Raw genomic sequence first — 17,490 nt, 5'->3', positions numbered from 1 at the left:
TAAAATCCTTGATTTTTAAGGGAACACTTCTTGCATATATATTAGTCAACCTTTTGTAGTTAAATTTTAAAGAGTAAAATTCCCCCAATTTTACTCTTTTTTTACAAAGGAATTGAATAAGGAAAAATATTTATGACAGAAGCAACTTTAGAAGCAACTCACAATTTTGCAAAAAAATTTTCAACTTACAAAGAGTTTTATATCAAAAGCAATGACCTGATTTTCTCAAAACTTGGTCTTGGTACTTTTAATAAAGAACCTTATAAAGAAGAGAATTATGTTTTTCATTATATTGAAGGAGTAAAAGAGGCTGTTAAAAATGGCATAAACTTAATAGATAGTGCAAGTAATTATAGATATGGTCAAAGTGAAAAAGAGATTGGTATTGCATTAAAAGAACTTTTTGAAGAGAAAATAGTTAAAAGAGAAGAGCTAATTATTTGTTCAAAGGGTGGTTTTATTCAACTTGAATATCCGTTTCCAAAAAATCCATATACTTGGATTGAAGATAATATTATCAAAACAAAACTCGCTACAAAAGAAGATATTGAACTAGATCAACACTGTTTAAGTGCTGATTTTATAGAGTGGTCGTGTAAAAAGTCACTTGAAAATATGGGAATTGATAAGTTTGATATTTATTATTTGCATAATCCAGAAATACAAATACAAAAGAATGGATACAAAAAATTTCTAAAGAAAGTTGAGTCTATTTTTAAACGATTTGAAAAAATGGTAAAAATGGGCTTTATCAAATATTATGGTGTTGCTGTTTGGAATGGCTTTAGTGATAAATCTACAGGAGAGCATATCAATTTAGAAGATTTAGTAGAAATTGCACTTAAAGTTGGTGGAGAAAATCATCATTTTAAATATATTCAAACTCCTTTTAATATTGCAAAAACAAACATATATACAATGCCAACACAAACGGTAAAAGGCGAAGAGTGTACTTTATTACAAGCATCACATAGACTAAAAATTGGTGTTATTAGCAGTTCTTCATTACTTCAAATGCACCTATTTAAAAAATCATTTAAAGCAGAAACTGGTTACTTACTAGATAATAAAATGGTATTAGAAAATGATATTCAACTAGCACTTCAATTTGTAAGATCAACGCCTGGAATCATTACTTCACTTTTTGCATCAAAAGTTCCAGTACATATAAAAAGTAATCTAAAAATAACCCAAATAAAAACAACTCCAAGAGCACACTACGATTTAATGTATAGAGTTTAATAATGATTTATGATGTAATTGTAGTTGGTGGTGGAGTTGCTGGACTTATGGCCGCAATCGAAGCTAAAAAAGCTCATAATAGCGTGGCTTTAATTACAAAAGGAAACATCTTCAAATCAAATTCAGCCATGGCAAGTGGTGGAATAAATGCAGTTATAAATCCTAAAGATTCTTATGCAATAAATTCTCATATAGATGATACTTTTAAATCATCAAAAGGCTTAGCAGATATAAATGCTATAACTTATATGTGTAAAAATGCTTCCAAAATAATCTCAAAACTTGAAGATTATGGAGTAAATTTTGACAAAGATGAAAAAGGAAATATCTTACAAAGACCCTTTGGTGGAGGTTCATCAAATAGAACTTGTTATGTGGGAGATAAAACTGGTTTTGCTATAACGCAAGCTTTAATAAAAAAAGCAAAAGAAGTTGGTATAACTTTTTTGGTTAATACTTATGTTTTAAATCTAGCTACCCATGAAAACTCTGTTTCTGGTGTAGTTTGCCTAAGAAGATCAGATACTTCTGTTTTAGTATATCCAGCAAAAGCTGTAGTTCTTGCTGGTGGTGGATATGCTGGAATATTTAGGGGTAATTCTACCAATGCACAAGATTATACGGGTGATTTATTAGCTGTTTGTTTAAGAGCTGGATTAGTTCTAAAAGATATGGAATTTATGCAATTTCATCCAACAGGAATAGCAAAAACAAATTACCTAGTAACTGAAGCTGCTAGAGCTGAAGGTGGATTTTTAATAAATAGTAATGGTGAGAGATTCATCAATGAGCTTGAGACAAGAGATAAAATTGCAAAAGCAATACTTGAACAACAAAACAATGGAAAAGAAGTATTTATTGACTTAAGACATTTAGGGTATGAAAAAATTCAAGAAAAGTTGCCCTCACTATTTAATGCAGCATATAATCAAGTGGGAATAGACATTAGCAAAGAGTTATTAAAAGTAAAACCCGTGGCTCATTATAGTATGGGTGGAGTTGATACAAATATGGGAGATACTTCAATAAAAGGACTTTTTGTCTGTGGAGAGATGGCTTCAAATGGAGTACATGGAGCAAATAGACTTGGAGGAAATTCTCTTTTAGAGGGAACTATCTTTGGGGAACTAGTAGGTCAAAAAGCCTATAAATATACTCACTATAAAGAGTATTTACCAATTGATTATAATACGGTTATAAAAGATATTCAAAATATAGACAAAATCTTTGAAGGTGATACTACAAAGAATTTTAATGCAATTAGAATCTCCTTAGGAAAAGTTTTATTTGAAAAAGTAGGAATTATAAGATCTGAAAAGAGTTTGATTAAAGCTTTTGATTATGTAAAATATCTAAGAAGAGAGTCATATTCACTTCATTGCATAAATAAAGAAAAAACAAATAATGTTGAACTTATTTCCATATTGGAACTAAGAAATGCCCTTGAAATATCCGAAGCCATAATACTTTCAGCACAAAAAAGAAAAGAAAGCCGTGGAGCTCATTTTAGAGAAGATTATCCAAATGAAGATAAAAGTCTTAAAAATCATATTTTAATAAAAGAGATTCAAAAGGGTTATTTTAGATTGAGATATGAGGATAATTCATTGATTACAAAAATAAAAAATCTATTTATAAATAGATTGGATTAAATTAAAAAAAGGAGAAGAAAATGGCAAAAGTTATGTTAAGAGAAAATGAGGGCAAAATATATTTTTATTTTGCAAAAAAAGATATGGAAGAGATAATAGAAACAGTTGAATTTGATAGTGAAGAAAATTGGGGTGGAGAGTGTGAACTTTCAAATGGTGAAACATGGTGGATTCAACCAGGACCAAAGAATTTACCTAAAGAAGAAGTTTGTAAAAAACTTAATAACTAAAACCCGTTTGTATATAAAATATACAAAATAATATATGAATTTGTATTCAGTATGTTATACTATTATTAAAAAGGATTTTTCATGTCATTATTTGATAATACAGCCTGTAACTCATGTTTAACTCTTAGAGAATTAACAACACTTTATGAAATTTCAGCAGTAATATCAAATCATTATGATTTGGAAACTTCCCTTGAAAAATCTATAAAGATTTTAAAAAATAGTTTGAATCTTACAAACTGTACAGTTCATATTTTAGAAGATGATTTACTTACAGTATTTGCTTCAGTTGAATTATCAACTATTCAAAAAAAACTATCAGTTTATAAAGTAGGCGAAGGAGCAACTGGTGTTGCTGCTTTATCTAAAGAACCAGTTGTTGTGGAAAATATTCACAACGATTCATTATTTTTAAATAAATCAGGGAAAAGAGATTTTTCAAATCTTTCATATGTAGCTGTTCCTTTAGTTGTTGAAAATGAAACTGTTGGTGTTTTGGGTGCTGCTCTTACTAAAAGTACGGAAATAGGATTTGAAGATTGTGTAAGAATACTTACAATTATTGGTTCAATATTTGCACAAACTATCTACTCTTATCAATTAAATATAAAAGAAAAAGAAAGATTAGAAGATTTGAAATCATATTATAAAATGGAATGGGACTCAAAAGTTCATAATTTTGGAGATATCATTGGTGATAGTCCAAAAATGGAACAAGTTTTTCAAGTAATACAAAGAATAGCCCAATCAGAGGTTACAGTATTAGTAAGAGGTGAAACTGGAACGGGTAAAGAACTAGTTGCTGCTGCAATTCATAAAAGAAGCAAAAGAGCAAATGAGCCTTTTATTAAATTGAACTGTGCTGCTATTACTGATACTTTACTTGAAAGTGAACTTTTTGGTCATGAAAAAGGTGCCTTCACAGATGCAAGGGAGACTAGAAAAGGAAGATTTGAATTAGCAGATAAAGGAACTTTGTTCTTAGATGAGATAGGTGATATTTCATCTTCTGCTCAAGTAAAACTTCTAAGAGTCTTACAAGAGAGAGAGTTCGAAAGAGTAGGTGGAAGTAAGACTATTAAAGTAAATGTTAGACTAGTAGCTGCTACAAATAGAAACCTAGAGCAAATGGTAAAAGAGGGGAAATTTAGAGAAGATTTATATTATAGATTAAATGTAATACCAATTGATTTACCACCACTTAGAGAAAGGGGTGATGATATAAAACAACTTGTTAATTTCTTTTTAGAAAGAGCAATAAAAAACCATAAAAAAAATGTGAAAATATTAGATGAAGCAATGGAACTTTTAGCTTCTTATCCTTGGCCTGGGAATGTAAGAGAACTAGAAAATACCATGGAGAGAATTGTTTTAATGGGCAATGAAAATGGTATAGATAGTTTTGATATGTCACTTCTTCTTCCTGCACTTGAAAAAGGGAAATTAGAAGATAAGCCTATTGCTTCTTCAAAACAAGCAAGCCATAAAAAAAGCCTAGAAGATATGGAAAAAGAAGCTATAACAGAAGCTTTAATTGCAAATAACTTCAACCAATCAAATGCAGCAAAAGAGTTAGGAATAACACTTAGACAAATGGGCTATAAAATCAATAAATATGGAATAACAAATGAACTACAAGAATGAAGAGTTTGAACTCATTGATGAATTAATAGATGTGGGATATATGGCTGAAGATATTGAAACTATAGATTTGCAAGACAATGAACTAACTATAAAAAAAGCAAGTCCAAATAGAATGATTCAGATTTTTTTATCATTTCCAAATTTTGAAGATTTTAAAGAAGAGATTATAGCTTTTGATGAGTTTATGAATGATGCAAAAGTTGAAATTTTTACTTATATAATATTTGATAAAAAGATTGATTTTGATTATAAGTTTAAAAAAATACTTCCTGTTTTTGATATCAACGAAGATTATGGAAATATGTATGGAACAAAAATAATAAACGGAACTTTGGAAAACTGTTTAACAAAAGCCCTATTTTTAGTGGGTAAAGATGGAGCGATTTATCATATTGATATGCCAGAAGACTTATCAAAGCCTTTAGACATGGAAAGAATAAGAGTTGAATTAAATAAAGTTTATCAATCATATACAGGAGTTGGTTGTCACGGTTAATATCAAAAATTCTATACTATTAATCATTTAAAGCTATTTTCAAAGGGAACAGCTTTTGCATATTATCTAAAGATAAAGTAATAGATTGGATACCATAATGGATAACTTAATAGAAAAATTAAAAGGTGGTACTCTCGTCCCATTTTTAGGAATGGGAATATTCGAAGATAGTATTGCAAAAGATGGAACAAAGCTTCCATTTGACAGTGATTCGATGATTTTAGCTTTAAATAATGGAAGAGCTATGAGCCCAAGACTTATGTATGAATATTCAAGAGCTGCCATGAGTTTAGAGCAAAGAAAAGGTAGAGAGTTTATTGTTCAAATGACAAACCATATCTATAGTTCTAAAGTGTATGACTTACCAAAAGTTTATACTTGGTTAAAACAAATCAAACCTAAATATGTAATTGATACAAATATGGATGATAGTTTACAAAAAATCTATAGTGATGTTGAACACTTCTTAATAACTGGAGTTTCAAGAATAACTGCTGATTATGATAGATTTATTATTTATAAATTTGATCTTAGTAAAAATGCTTATGAAAAAATAAATAAAGAAGCTTTAACTTTAGATTTACCAATTTTATTTAAACCTATGGGTTCAACAAAACCTGAAATGAATTTTATCATCTCAGATGCTGATTTTGTAGATTGGTTAACAGAAGCCATGGGTGGTTTTGCTATGCCTCCTATTTTAAAAGATTTTAGAAAAGATAAAGAGTATCTTTTTATGGGCGTTGACTTTTCAAAAGATACTTTTAGAATGGTTGCAAATGAAATCACTATGGATTTAAAAGGTGGGTTTACTATATTTAATAAACCTGAACTAACAAAAAAAGAGGATAAATTTATCAAAACTCACAATTTAGAAAATTTAAATTTGAGTTTAAATGAGTTTATAAATAGCCATGCCTAGTAAATTAAAATCATGTGACTTTTGTGGAAAAGAGATAAAAGAAGTTAAAAAAATATTTTCAAGTGAAAATGCAAATATTTGTGATGAATGTATCTCTATGTGTTCAAATGTTATGGAAAAAGAGACTATAAAAGAAACTAAAAAAGAGTTTCAAAAGGGTCTTAGTGTTCCAATTAAAATAAAAGAGCATCTTGATGAATATGTAATAGGTCAAGATGATGCAAAAAAAGTTTTAGCAGTAGCTCTTTATAACCACTACAAAAGAATCGATAAACCAATTATCAAAAATGTAGAACTAGAAAAATCAAATATTATGCTAATTGGACCTACAGGAAGTGGTAAAACTCTTCTTGCAAAATCATTAGCAAAAATCATGGATGTGCCCTTTGCAATAGCAGATGCGACTGCTTTAACTGAAGCTGGATATGTGGGTGAAGATGTGGAATCAATTTTATCAAGACTATTAGCAGCTGCTGATTTTGATTTGGAAAAAGCAAAAAGAGGTATTGTTTATATTGATGAAATAGACAAAATTGCCAATAAAAGTGAAAGTGCTACAAGCGGAAGAGATGTAAGTGGGGAGGGTGTTCAACAAGGATTACTAAAAATATTAGAAGGTGCTGAAGTTTATGTTCCTGTAAAAGGAAGTAGAAAAAACTCATCTGCTGAAACTATTATTTTTGATACAACTCATGTTTTATTTATATGTGGTGGTGCTTTTGTTGGATTGAGAAAAGATGAAAACAAAGAAAAATCTACAGTAATGGGATTTTTAAATAAAGATAATAAACAAAAAGATAAAAAAGATATCGAAGCAAAAGAGCTTATCTCTTTTGGATTAATTCCAGAGTTTATTGGTAGGATTCCAGTAATTGCAGAACTTAATAAACTCTCAAAAGATGATTTAATAAGAGTTTTAAAAGAGCCTAAAAATGCCATCACAAAACAGTATGAAATACTTTTTGAGCTTGATGGGGTTGATTTAAAATTTGATGATAGAGCCTTAGATGAAATTGCAAATATCGCTTATGAAAAAGATGTAGGAGCTAGAGGACTAAGAGGTATTATAGAAAAACTTATGCTACCATTACAATATACAATACCATCAGAAGAGAACTTGGGTTCGTGCGTAATTACACAAGAGTATATATGTAATGAAAAAGATGTAGATTTAATATATGTGAAAAGTACGGAAAAGAAGGTCTCTAAGGAGATAAACTATAATGATATTAAAAAATAATTTACAAATATGTAAAGCAACAAATGACGACCTTCCAGACCTGATTAACCTTCTTCAATCTTTGTTTACTATTGAGCAAGATTTTACTTTCAATGAAAAAAAACATGAAGAAGGAATAATCCTACTAATAAATAATAAAAGTTCCGAAGTTATCCTTGTAAAGTTTGAAAATGAAGTTATAGGGATGATTACTATTCAAAAGATTATTTCAACTGTTATGGGAACAAAAGTTGGACTAATAGAAGACTTTATCATCAAAGATGATTATAGAGATTTAGGCGTTGGAACTTACCTTCTTGAGTACATCAAAGATTATGCTAAAAAGCACTCATTGACAAGATTACAACTAGTTTGTGATGAAGACAATACAACAGCCAAAGAATTTTATACAAATAAAAAATTTAAACGAAGTAATTTAAACGCTTGGTACTACACTCTAGATAAATAATTCAATAATGGAACACTATTTGCATCTTATACTTTATATTTTTATATAAGGAAAGACAATGGCAGTTAAAATTACAGAAGAGTGTATAAGTTGTGAAGCATGTGCTCCAGAGTGTCCAGTTGCAGCGATTTTAGAAGATGGTCATGATAAAAATCCTACAGATGTTTTTTATGTAAAACCAGAATCATGTGTCGAGTGTGTTGATCATGCAGACAAACCAAGATGTGCAGAAGCATGTCCAACAGAAGGTGCAATTGTATGGGATATGCCATATACTGCTGAATATTCTGAGTATTATGCAATGGGTAATGACGAAGGTACTTATAAAATTAGAGAACATAAAACAAAAGGTCTTATGTTACCTACAGTAAAAGCACAAAAGTTTATTGAAGACATTCCAATGGAAGATAGAGAAGCTTACGCAAATGTAGGACAATTTTAAAATTAAAACAAAGACTTTAAAGTCTTTGTTTTAATCAACACACTTTAAAGAGATTAAGAAATTTGCGCCCGTATATTTTTTATTTTCGTATTTATATTCATCATTGAAAACATTTATTTCTCCACCCATTTTTTTAACAATTGAGTAAGCCATATATAATCCAAGTCCTGTTCCATTTGATTCATGTTTTGTGGTGAAATATGGTTCATATATTTTATTAATTATCTCTTCTTTTATTCCCTTTGCATTATCTTTTATATTTATGCAAATACAATCTTTGCACTTTGAAACTTCCAAAAATAAAAGTTTGTCTCCACTTTTTATATTTTGATTTAAGGCATCAATTGCATTATTGACTATATTAATAAGAGCTTGAAGCATCTCATTTTGATTTCCTTTTACTATTTTGTCTAGATTATTATCAATCAAAAATTTCACTTGAGCACTTTGTAAAGAGGGAGAGATAAGTCTACTTAGATTTTCAATCAATTCTTTTATATTGAACTCTTTTGTATCTTCTCCTCCTTTAATAAAAGTTCTAAAATCATCAATTGTTTGAGAGAGATAATTTGCATTTAAAAGAATCTGTTTCGAATCTTCTAAAACCTTTTCTTTATCAAATTTTCCTATCTCGTCATAAATACTCCAACTACTACTAATCGTTGTAATTATGCTTAATGGTTGTCTCCATTGATGTGCGATATGTCCAATCATCTCACCCAATGCTGCCATCTTTGATTGTTCAATTAAGAGTTTTTCTTTGTTTTTAACTTCTGACAAATCAATAATAGAAGAGATTCTAATAGTTTTATCATCTAATTTTAAATTTGTTCCTCTTCCTAAAGTAGGAATAATTTTATTATCTGATCTTAAAATATTTAATTCAAAAGGTTCAGAAATATCATTTAATAAACTTTTTTGAACCTTTTGTTTATCTTCACTTGGAAAAAATTCTAAAAGATCTAATCCTTTCATATCTTCTTTTCTCATGTTAAAAAGTTTTAAAGCAGAATCATTTGCATCTATACATACTCGCTTTTCTGTAATAATAATTGCTTCTAAAGTAGAATTTATAATACTTTGAATATTACGATAAGAATTTTCTAATTTACTGTTATATTTTTTTAGAAGATATTGTCTATATAAAAATCCTATTATTATCAATAAAGTTATTAATAAAATAATTATCAAAATTTTATAGTCAATTGATTTTTCTTTAACAGTTGTTTGAATCCAATTTGAATAAATATCTTTTTTCTCTTTTTGAGTAATTGAATCTATTGTTTTATTAATTATTGATAATAATATTGGATTATTTTTTTGTACTAAATAATGATGTTCAAAATCAAAAAGTGTACTTCCTGAAATCTTTAAATCACTCAAATGAAGTAATGAAATATAAAATATTGAAGTTGCAATATGTCCAACAAAAGCATCCGCTTTACCCTTTTCAACTAAGATTAAAGCTTCTTGGATATTTGAGGTCTCTAATATTTTAATATTCGGATAATTTCTTTTAATAAAATTATAACTAGTATAATATTTAGGAACAGCAATTACTTTATTTTTTAAATCATTTAAACTATTTACATAAGAATATTTTGAACCAGTTATTATTACCATTGGAAACTTTGAATACATTTTAGAGACAAGTCCCAATGACTCTTTTTCTGAATTTGAAGTAACAGCTGGAATTAAATCTATTTTACCCTCACTAAATTTATCTAAAACATCTTTCCAAGACTTTGAAGGAACAAATTGAAAGTTAAGTCCTGATCTAATTCTTATAATTTTAAGAAAATCACCTATTATTCCATGCATTTCATTATTTTCAATAATAGACAAAGGCATCCAATCTACTTCACTATATTTAATAATAGGATTACTTTTAATATATTCATTCTCTTCATTTGTAAATTTAATACTCTTATAGCTTGAGCTATCTTTGGAAAAAACAATCCATTTATTCACCATTAAATTTAACTCTTCTTTAGAAATTTCATTCAAGGCTTTTTTCATTATAGAATATAAAGTAGGCTTTTGATTACTAACTCCAAATCTTAAATCCTCTTTTTTAATTCTATTAAATTGATCTATTACTTTAAAATTTGTCAAAGAATTTTGTTTAATTATGTCTATTCCTTTTGTATATGAAGAGGCAAAATAGTCTGCTTTACCATCTAGTACAGCTTTAGTTTTCTCTAAAGAAGAAGTAACTTCAAAAACATTTATTCCTTCATCTTTTATATCATTAGTATAAAAAATTCCTTTTGTAATAGCTAATGTTTTACCTTTTAAGCTATCATTATCTTTATACTTCTCATCATTTTTTAGTCCAAAAATAAAATTAGGTATTTCATAATATGCTTTTGTAAAATAAGTAAAAGCTTCCCTTTCTTTACTATAAGACATATCACTTAAAATATCTAATTTACCATTTTTAAAATCACTCAATGATTTAGACCAAGGGTTCGGTTTTATATCAAAAGTTAAGCCAGTTAATATTTCAATTCTTTTGAGAATATCAATTGTTAAACCTTTTCGAGTGCCATTTTCAAAATAAGAAAAAGGAGGGAAATCATTAGAAGTACCAACTGAGACAATGGGATTATTTTTAATCCACTCTTTTTCTTTAAATGTTAAAGAGATATTACTATAGGTAGATGATGCAAAAATATTTGTTGTAAAAAAAATTATCAAATAAATACTTATAAATATTTTAAACATTATTAACCTTAAATAGACTTATTAAATAATTATATTACCTATTTTTTATCTATTTAAATATTAAATTCTGTATATTTTTTACTATTTTTACCTATTGAAAGAATCTATGTATTCAAATAAGTTGACAATTATATTTCATTAGGTTATATTTCATTTATGGAAAATAAATTTAATATAGATGGCAATTTTTGGGTAAATAAAGATGAAAGAGGCTTTATTGGTAAGGGAAGAGTAGAACTTCTAAAAAATATTCAAATCTATGGCTCTATCTCAAAAGCTGCAAAACAGATGAAGATGAGCTATAAAGCAGCGTGGGATAGTGTAGATATTATGAACAAACTTTCAAAAGAACCCTTAGTTACAAAAGTAACTGGTGGCGTTGGTGGAGGTGGTACTGTTATAACCACTTATGCCAAAGAGATTATTAGTGCCTATGATGAATTAAGAAACCTTCATGAAACTTATTTAAAAAACATGAGTAGTCTTTTTGATGGTCTTGCTATAAACCTTAAAAATGAAAAACCCGTTTTTTCAAAACTTGAGGGTAAAATCACAAATATATTATCTAAAAATGAAACTTGTGAAATAGAGATTACCTTAGCTTCAAAACAAAAACTAATAACAATAGTTAGCGCAGATTTTTTAGAAAAAAGAGAGTTAATCCTTGATAAACCTGTAAAGCTTTTAATTGAAACAAGCTCAATAGTAATTACAAAGAACATAAACTCAAATAGTGCTAGAAACTCTTTAAAAGGGGTAATAGAAAAGATTAATGATGATGAAATTAATACTTTTTTGAGTATTCGATGTGGAGAAAAAGATTTAATAAATGCAAAAATTACAAATTCTAGTTATAAAAATCTTGAGATTAAAATAAATGATAATATCTTTGCACAATTTAAAGCTTATAATATAAATATAATCTAATATAGCAAAGTAAGATATGCCAATACTGCATATCTTACAAATTTAGCAATTACAACTAAAACAAAGAAATATGCAAACTTATATTTTAAAACACCAGCTATTAAAGTAATAGGGTCACCAATAATTGGCATCCAAGACAAAAGTAACGACCAACCCCCATATTTATCAAAAAAGCTTTTTGCCCTATCTATGCCTTTTTTAGGAATATACTTTTTATTTTCTAAATACTCTTCACCTTTTAATCCAAGGAAATAATTTACACATGATCCCAAACTATTTCCCAAAGTTGCTACAAAAAGCAAAAGAGCTAAGTTATACCCTTGTAAAATATCATATACAAGAACTGCTTCACTTACCATTGGGAAAAATGTTGCAGATATAAAACTTGAGAAAAAAAGAGTTAGGTAAATCAAGCTATTTTTCTTTTTCTTCTAAATCTTTTTACAGAAATTTGAGATATTATAACTCCACTTAAAATTGTAACACTAGCAATCAATTCTTCAATACTCAACTCTTCTTTTAAAATAAAAAATGCCAAAATCATTGTAAAAATAGGAATAAGATTTATATACATTGCAGCCTTTGAAGCTTCAATTTTTGTCAAAGCATAATTATATAAACCATAACCAGCTAAAGTAACCACAACACCTAAATAAACTAAAGATATAACAGAGTTTTGTGTAAAAACTATATCTCTTGTCATATATTCATAAATAAAAAATGGAAAAAAGAAAATAGCCCCTGCAAAAGCTTGAATTGCAGTTATAAAAAGTGCAGGATATTTTTCTATTAAATGTCTAGCAAGTATTGTATAAGCTGCTCCACAAGCCATAGCACACAACTCTAAAAAATTACCAAGCATAGGATTTGGAGCACCAAAAGTTACACTACCTTGAACGCTTAGCCAAATAGCGCCTATCATTGCTACTACAGAACCAAATAAAAGTTGTCTTGAAACAAGCTCTTTAAGAAAATAGCCAGCTCCCATTGCAGTAATAATAGGCATCAATGAAGTAATCATTCCAGCTTGTGAAACAGAAGTATAAGTTAAGGCTTTAATTTCAAAAATAAAATATAGTGAAGGTTCAAAAATACACAACAGAAGCATATATTTTATATCACTTTTTTCAAAACTATATTTTGAAAATCTTTTTATAAAATAAACAAAACACAAAGAGGCTATCAACATTCTAAAAAACAGAACTGTAAACTCTCCTAAGTCTTGCATCGCTATTTTTAAAGCGATGAAAGAGCTACCCCAAATAAACATTGCAAAGATTAAGGAAAATATCCCTATTAAATTAAAATTTTTAGTCAAATTATCACTTTTTTTGAAATAAGGATAGAATTGTACTCTTCTATAATTAAAAGTCAAGTTTTCACTTTATAAGAATTTTAAGTTTATTAGGATAAGATTACAGCCCTTAAAGAGAAGCACAAAGAGTATAAAGTACTTTTTGTGCTCTTCTTTAGACCTTTACAATTATATCTGAAGACAACGCCCCAGGATGGGAACATAGCAAGGCACCTTCTTTTATGGTGTGTTTAGGTATCTGGAGAGGAGTGCTTAGCACTTCTTTTTTTATTTAAAATCCGAAAAATCTTCATCTAAAATCAAAACTTTTTTTGTATGTTTATTATAAATAAATCTTTTATCACCTCTTTTAATGGCTTTTAAAATCAAAATCTTTATCTCTTTATCACTTTTTTTATAAGTTTTCATCAAAGATGTAAAATCTACTAGGGATATAAACTTCTTTTTGGGACTCAAGGGTTCTAATTGTGGTTTATAAATTGCACGCATTTCATTAAAGGCACTTTGTAGCAGTTTTATCTCAGAATCAAATACACTTATAATCTTATCTTGATTTTTTTCTAATCTTTCAATCTCCTCTTGGTACTGTCTTCTTAACCATTTTACAGATTTTTTTAAAAGAACTATTTGTTCATCTTTTGTCTCTATTACTTTTTGTATATAGATATTATCTTCTTCTTTTCTTTGAGCTACTTCTTCAACCGAAGTTGAGTAACCCTCTTTTTTACTATTATCATCCCAAAGATAAACATAAGTTTTACCTGATTGTTTTATTGATTTTAGTTGATTGTTTTTTATTCTATAGTGAACACCTTGTAAAGATATACCAAGTATCTCTGCCGCTTGTGCTGTAGTTACTAATCTTTCCAAGGTCACAACTTATAGTTTATCTGAGTCTATTTCAATAACCGTATGAACATTTCCACGAGGTTTGAAATCTGCAATTACTTTTAGCCATTTAGGTTCTAATTTTTCCATTAAAGTATCAAAAATCTCATTTGCCCCATTTTCATGAGAAACTTCTCTAAGCATAAATGAGTTTATATATAATTTTAAAGCCTTTAGTTCTATAACTTTTTTATTTGGAGTGTAATGTATAAATATTGTTGCAAAATCAGGATAACCACTTCTTGGACATTTTGCCATGAATTCTGGTAATTCTATATTTATCACATAATTTTTATCATTTTTATTTGGCCAAAAATTCTCTTCTTTGTTAATATCAAATTCTACTATCTCTTTTTCACCATATTTCATTGTTTCTTGCCTTTTGTTTGAAAATTTCTTTAAATAATATAAGTATGTGATTTTATCAAAAATATTCTTACAAATGTTATACTACTATCTTTTCATAATATTAAGGGATATAATAATTTTAATATATAGGATATAATAATTTATGAATATAAAACTCATTTCCCTCATTTGTCTTACTCTATTTTTCTTTGCAACTAGCTCAGTTTTAGCAAGAGCTGCATTAATTAATAACTCAATTGACCCATACTCTTTTACATTTTTTAGACTATTTTTTGGAGCACTAACTTTACTTGTCATTTTATTTTTAAAAGAAAAAAGACTGAATTTAAGCCTAAATAAAAACTGGCATACTTCCTTTTTACTTTTTTTATATGCTATTTGTTTTTCTTTTGCTTATATAAACTTAGATGCGGGACTTGGAGCCTTAATACTTTTTGCAATGGTACAACTTACCATAATAATTACAGCCTTGATAAAAAAAGAGAGCATTGATATGACAAAAGCTTTAGGAATAAGTTTGGCTTTTATTGGCTTAATTTATTTATTATACCCTAGTAAAGGGTTTGAAGTATCGCTTTATCACTCTATTTTGATGATGATATCAGGAGTTGCTTGGGGACTTTATACAATCTTTGGAAAAAGATCATCAAATGCCACTCTAAATACAACTGATAACTTCACAAAATCTCTTATTTTTGTTCTAATCTTTTTTGCCTTTTTTGTTAAAAATATAAATATTTCAACTTATGGAATAAGCTTAGCTTTTATCTCAGGGGGAATAACTTCATCTATTGGATATCTTTTATGGTACCACTTACTTCCAAATATGAAAATAATAACATCAGGTGTTTTACAACTCCTTATTCCTCCTCTTGCCATATTTTTGGGAGTGATATTTTTAAATGAAGAAGTAACTTCTACTTTGATAATTTCCACAATTTTAATACTATTTGGAATATTAATATCAATATATAAAAAAATTAAATAAAATATTTTTTTACCTATTTTGTAGCTTTTATGTGTATAATTAAAAGTAAAAAATAATCAAAAGAGTCATTATGAAAAAGTTTATATTATTTATATTTTTAGGAGTTTTATCCACTTCATTATTTGCTACACAATTTATTACAATAGGCACAGGTGGAGTGACTGGAACATATTATCCAACTGGTGGAACAATCTGTAAGTTTGTAAATAAAGTAAAAGAAAAAACAAATATTAGATGCTCTGTTGAATCAACAGGAGGCTCTGTTTATAATATAAATGCAATAAAAAGTGGTGAGTTAGATTTTGCAATTGTTCAATCAGATATTGTTTATCAAGCGTCAAAAGGTATAGGTAAATTTAAAGATAAACAATTTCCTAAATTAAGATCAATTCTTGCTATTTATCCAGAATCATTAACCTTAGTTACAAGAAAAGATGCAAATATAAATAGTATCATGGATATAAAAGGCAAAAGAATCAATATTGGAAATCCTGGTTCTGGAAATGAACTGACAGCTTTAAGTATGTTTAAAGCTCTAAATATACAAACTACTGATTTAGCATATGTTGGTAACCTAAAAGCTTCAGCAATGCCAGATGCCCTAAGAGATAATAAAATTGATGGATACTTTTATATGGTTGGTCATCCAACAGCTAATATTAAAGATGCCTCAAACTCTACAGATACTAAAATCGTACCAATTACAGGAACAAAAATTGATAAATTTGTTAAAGAACATCCATACTTCACAAAAACTAATATTCCAGGTGGGATTTATAGGGAAAATCCAAATGAGATACCAACTTTTGCTGTAAAAGCTGTATTAGTTGCAAGCTCTGATATGAGTGAAAAAGCTGTTTATACAGTTGTAAAACAAATTATGGATAACTTTAATGAATTTAAAAAAGCCCATTTAGCACTTACTCCTATTACTAAAAAATCTTTTTTAGAAGGATTATCTGCTCCATTACATAGTGGTTCTAAAAAGTATTTTAAAGAGATTGGATTGATTAAATAATAGACCCTAATCAAAAATAGATTTTACATTCATATTTGCAATATATTTTTCTACTTTTTTTCTACTTTGGGTTAATAAATCAATTACTTTTTCTTTTTTCTTTTGAGAACTTCTAAATAAAGGTATAGATACACTAATAGCTGCTAAAACAAGATTATCTTTGATAATAGGAACCGCAATACACTCAACTTCTTTCATTCCTTCTTCTCTCTCTGTTGCATATCCATTTTGGTCTATTTTTATAATATCTTCATACAAGTCTTTAATTGAGGTAATCGTGTTTTCTGTTCTTCTTTCAAGTTCACCTGGAAAGACATTTTCCAACTCTTTAAATGAATGCTTGAAAAGTAATGCTTTTCCAAGTGCACTACAATTTGCGGGGAATTGTACACCTACTGAAGTTGCTAATTGAATAGGATTAGAAGCATTTACTTTTTCTACATATAATACTTCATGCTTATTAAGAACCCCTAGTTGACATATTTCATTACAGCTTGCAACAATTCTATTCATCTCTTCTTTTATAAACTTCACAATTGCATTATTTTTATTAACAGAAGAAGATACACTTAATATCCCAATATAAATAGAATATTTTAATGTTATCTCATTATAAGCTAGATAATTATAATAAACCAGCGTTTTAAGTATAGGTGATAAACTCGTTTTTGGTATATCCAAAAGCTTAGAAATTTCAGTTAAGGTATAACCTTCTTTGTTATTAGAAATTAACTCAAGAATATTGATGATTCTTGAAGTTGTCGAATGTAGTGCCTTCAATATTTCTCCATATAAAACTCATTAAAATTGCGTAAGAAAAATATTATATCATATTAAAATATAAAGCTAAGAATTTAAAAATTCTAAGAATTTTACCTTGACAAAATACAAAAAAAACATTAAACTTATCTAAACCTATATAAGTTCTTATACTTATATAAG

18 protein-coding genes are annotated in these 17,490 nt (G+C 27.9%); 12 read left to right on the top strand and 6 right to left on the bottom strand.

Annotated elements, in window-relative coordinates:
- Positions 1-132: 132 nt before the first annotated feature.
- From LXN10_RS06860 to LXN10_RS06820, 9 genes are all read left to right on the top strand, one after another.
- Entirely contained in the window at positions 133-1,242 is a 1,110-nt protein-coding gene (locus LXN10_RS06860; RefSeq protein WP_375725123.1) for an aldo/keto reductase, read from the top strand.
- A gap of 2 nt (positions 1,243-1,244) precedes the next feature.
- On the top strand, positions 1,245-2,894 hold the full coding sequence (locus tag LXN10_RS06855) for an L-aspartate oxidase (protein WP_375725122.1): 1,650 nt from the start codon (positions 1,245-1,247) through the stop codon (positions 2,892-2,894).
- Between the two features lie 20 nt (positions 2,895-2,914).
- On the top strand, positions 2,915-3,124 hold the full coding sequence (gene nifT, locus LXN10_RS06850) for a putative nitrogen fixation protein NifT (protein WP_013133847.1): 210 nt from the start codon (positions 2,915-2,917) through the stop codon (positions 3,122-3,124).
- Between the two features lie 81 nt (positions 3,125-3,205).
- Positions 3,206-4,768: a sigma-54-dependent Fis family transcriptional regulator gene (locus LXN10_RS06845; protein WP_375725121.1), complete on the top strand. Its 1,563-nt coding sequence runs from the start codon at positions 3,206-3,208 to the stop codon at positions 4,766-4,768.
- Complete coding sequence (locus LXN10_RS06840) at positions 4,752-5,264, top strand: hypothetical protein (RefSeq protein ID WP_375725120.1); 513 nt, start codon at positions 4,752-4,754, stop codon at positions 5,262-5,264. Before LXN10_RS06845 ends, LXN10_RS06840 begins: the two co-directional genes overlap by 17 nt.
- A gap of 97 nt (positions 5,265-5,361) precedes the next feature.
- Positions 5,362-6,186 (top strand): SIR2 family protein, encoded by an 825-nt coding sequence (locus LXN10_RS06835; RefSeq protein ID WP_375725119.1) that lies wholly within the window; start codon positions 5,362-5,364, stop codon positions 6,184-6,186.
- Positions 6,179-7,426: an ATP-dependent Clp protease ATP-binding subunit ClpX gene (clpX, locus tag LXN10_RS06830; RefSeq protein WP_375725118.1), complete on the top strand. Its 1,248-nt coding sequence runs from the start codon at positions 6,179-6,181 to the stop codon at positions 7,424-7,426. The genes LXN10_RS06835 and clpX overlap by 8 nt, the downstream gene beginning before the upstream one ends.
- Positions 7,410-7,874: a GNAT family N-acetyltransferase gene (locus LXN10_RS06825; protein WP_013133842.1), complete on the top strand. Its 465-nt coding sequence runs from the start codon at positions 7,410-7,412 to the stop codon at positions 7,872-7,874. Before clpX ends, LXN10_RS06825 begins: the two co-directional genes overlap by 17 nt.
- Before the next feature lie 58 nt (positions 7,875-7,932).
- On the top strand, positions 7,933-8,316 hold the full coding sequence (locus LXN10_RS06820) for a 4Fe-4S dicluster domain-containing protein (RefSeq protein ID WP_375725117.1): 384 nt from the start codon (positions 7,933-7,935) through the stop codon (positions 8,314-8,316).
- A 30-nt stretch (positions 8,317-8,346) separates the two neighbouring features.
- Here the strand turns inward: LXN10_RS06820 and LXN10_RS06815 are convergent, their stop codons facing one another.
- Positions 8,347-11,043 carry a transporter substrate-binding domain-containing protein gene (locus LXN10_RS06815; protein WP_375725116.1) on the bottom strand — a complete coding sequence of 899 codons (2,697 nt, stop codon included), beginning with the start codon at positions 11,041-11,043 and terminating at the stop codon, positions 8,347-8,349.
- A 156-nt stretch (positions 11,044-11,199) separates the two neighbouring features.
- Between LXN10_RS06815 and LXN10_RS06810 the strand changes: the two genes are divergently transcribed.
- On the top strand, positions 11,200-11,970 hold the full coding sequence (locus LXN10_RS06810; RefSeq protein ID WP_375725115.1) for a TOBE domain-containing protein: 771 nt from the start codon (positions 11,200-11,202) through the stop codon (positions 11,968-11,970).
- Here LXN10_RS06810 and LXN10_RS06805 read toward each other — a convergent pair.
- From LXN10_RS06805 to queF, 4 genes are all read right to left on the bottom strand, one after another.
- Entirely contained in the window at positions 11,967-12,383 is a 417-nt protein-coding gene (locus LXN10_RS06805) for a YqaA family protein (protein ID WP_375725114.1), read from the bottom strand. The genes LXN10_RS06810 and LXN10_RS06805 overlap by 4 nt on opposite strands.
- Complete coding sequence (locus LXN10_RS06800; protein ID WP_375725113.1) at positions 12,380-13,288, bottom strand: DMT family transporter; 909 nt, start codon at positions 13,286-13,288, stop codon at positions 12,380-12,382. The genes LXN10_RS06805 and LXN10_RS06800 overlap by 4 nt, the downstream gene beginning before the upstream one ends.
- Positions 13,289-13,552: 264 nt before the next feature.
- The gene (locus tag LXN10_RS06795) at positions 13,553-14,155 is read right to left on the bottom strand and encodes a DNA-binding protein (RefSeq protein WP_375725112.1); all 603 of its coding nucleotides are present in this window, start codon (positions 14,153-14,155) and stop codon (positions 13,553-13,555) included.
- A 9-nt stretch (positions 14,156-14,164) separates the two neighbouring features.
- Positions 14,165-14,542, bottom strand: a complete 378-nt coding sequence (queF, locus tag LXN10_RS06790; RefSeq protein WP_375725111.1) for a preQ(1) synthase — start codon at positions 14,540-14,542, stop codon at positions 14,165-14,167.
- A 142-nt stretch (positions 14,543-14,684) separates the two neighbouring features.
- On the opposite strand from queF, the gene LXN10_RS06785 reads away from it, so the two are divergent.
- Positions 14,685-15,530, top strand: a complete 846-nt coding sequence (locus LXN10_RS06785; protein ID WP_375725110.1) for a DMT family transporter — start codon at positions 14,685-14,687, stop codon at positions 15,528-15,530.
- A gap of 70 nt (positions 15,531-15,600) precedes the next feature.
- Entirely contained in the window at positions 15,601-16,548 is a 948-nt protein-coding gene (locus LXN10_RS06780) for a TAXI family TRAP transporter solute-binding subunit (protein WP_375725109.1), read from the top strand.
- A 6-nt stretch (positions 16,549-16,554) separates the two neighbouring features.
- Here the strand turns inward: LXN10_RS06780 and LXN10_RS06775 are convergent, their stop codons facing one another.
- The gene (locus tag LXN10_RS06775; protein ID WP_375725108.1) at positions 16,555-17,328 is read right to left on the bottom strand and encodes an IclR family transcriptional regulator; all 774 of its coding nucleotides are present in this window, start codon (positions 17,326-17,328) and stop codon (positions 16,555-16,557) included.
- Positions 17,329-17,490: the final 162 nt, after the last annotated feature.

The sequence above is a fragment of the Arcobacter iocasae genome (genome assembly GCF_042214795.1).
Lineage (GTDB): Bacteria > Campylobacterota > Campylobacteria > Campylobacterales > Arcobacteraceae > Arcobacter > Arcobacter iocasae.
The sequence above is the reverse complement of the archived record's forward strand: the minus strand, read 5'-3'. Positions and strand labels throughout refer to the sequence as shown.

Excerpts from the sequence above, each read along its gene's own strand:
- LXN10_RS06780 (WP_375725109.1), top strand. The coding sequence starts at position 15,601 with ATGAAAAAGTTTATATTATTTATATTTTTAGGAGTTTTATCCACTTCA.
- LXN10_RS06840 (WP_375725120.1), top strand. The coding sequence starts at position 4,752 with ATGAACTACAAGAATGAAGAGTTTGAACTCATTGATGAATTAATAGAT.
- LXN10_RS06820 (WP_375725117.1), top strand. The coding sequence starts at position 7,933 with ATGGCAGTTAAAATTACAGAAGAGTGTATAAGTTGTGAAGCATGTGCT.
- LXN10_RS06815 (WP_375725116.1), bottom strand. The coding sequence starts at position 11,043 with ATGTTTAAAATATTTATAAGTATTTATTTGATAATTTTTTTTACAACA.
- clpX (WP_375725118.1), top strand. The coding sequence starts at position 6,179 with ATGCCTAGTAAATTAAAATCATGTGACTTTTGTGGAAAAGAGATAAAA.
- LXN10_RS06835 (WP_375725119.1), top strand. The coding sequence starts at position 5,362 with ATGGATAACTTAATAGAAAAATTAAAAGGTGGTACTCTCGTCCCATTT.
- nifT (WP_013133847.1), top strand. The coding sequence starts at position 2,915 with ATGGCAAAAGTTATGTTAAGAGAAAATGAGGGCAAAATATATTTTTAT.
- LXN10_RS06785 (WP_375725110.1), top strand. The coding sequence starts at position 14,685 with ATGAATATAAAACTCATTTCCCTCATTTGTCTTACTCTATTTTTCTTT.
- LXN10_RS06855 (WP_375725122.1), top strand. The coding sequence starts at position 1,245 with ATGATTTATGATGTAATTGTAGTTGGTGGTGGAGTTGCTGGACTTATG.
- LXN10_RS06810 (WP_375725115.1), top strand. The coding sequence starts at position 11,200 with ATGGAAAATAAATTTAATATAGATGGCAATTTTTGGGTAAATAAAGAT.
- LXN10_RS06845 (WP_375725121.1), top strand. The coding sequence starts at position 3,206 with ATGTCATTATTTGATAATACAGCCTGTAACTCATGTTTAACTCTTAGA.
- LXN10_RS06860 (WP_375725123.1), top strand. The coding sequence starts at position 133 with ATGACAGAAGCAACTTTAGAAGCAACTCACAATTTTGCAAAAAAATTT.
- queF (WP_375725111.1), bottom strand. The coding sequence starts at position 14,542 with ATGAAATATGGTGAAAAAGAGATAGTAGAATTTGATATTAACAAAGAA.
- LXN10_RS06825 (WP_013133842.1), top strand. The coding sequence starts at position 7,410 with ATGATATTAAAAAATAATTTACAAATATGTAAAGCAACAAATGACGAC.